Origin of the sequence: Bordetella ansorpii (genome assembly GCF_900078315.1) — a bacterium.
GTDB lineage: Bacteria > Pseudomonadota > Gammaproteobacteria > Burkholderiales > Burkholderiaceae_B > Bordetella > Bordetella ansorpii.
The window spans coordinates 1-267 of the sequence record NZ_FKBS01000028.1 but is presented as its reverse complement, the minus strand read 5'-3'; the positions used below and the strand labels follow the sequence as shown (position 1 = coordinate 267).

At 68.9% G+C, this 267-nt stretch carries 1 protein-coding gene; it reads left to right on the top strand.

Features of this window, described 5'->3' with window-relative positions; translation table 11 throughout:
- A partial coding sequence (locus A7W11_RS21860) for a methyl-accepting chemotaxis protein (protein WP_235816947.1) occupies window positions 1-267 on the top strand: 267 nt, incomplete at both ends.

Genomic DNA, 267 nt, shown 5'->3' with positions numbered 1-267 from the left:
ACGGGTTCGCAGCAGGTGGAACGCGCCGGGGCGACGATGCAGGAGATCGTCAGCTCGGTCAAGCGCGTGACGGACATCATGGGCGAGATCTCGGCGGCGTCGGAAGAGCAGTCCAGCGGCATCGACCAGGTGAACCGCGCGGTGTCGCAGATGGACGAGGTGACGCAGCAGAACGCGGCGCTGGTGGAAGAGGCGGCGGCGGCTGCGGGTTCGCTGCAGGAGCAGGCGCAGCGCCTGGCGGAAGCGGTGGCGGTGTTCCGCATCAAC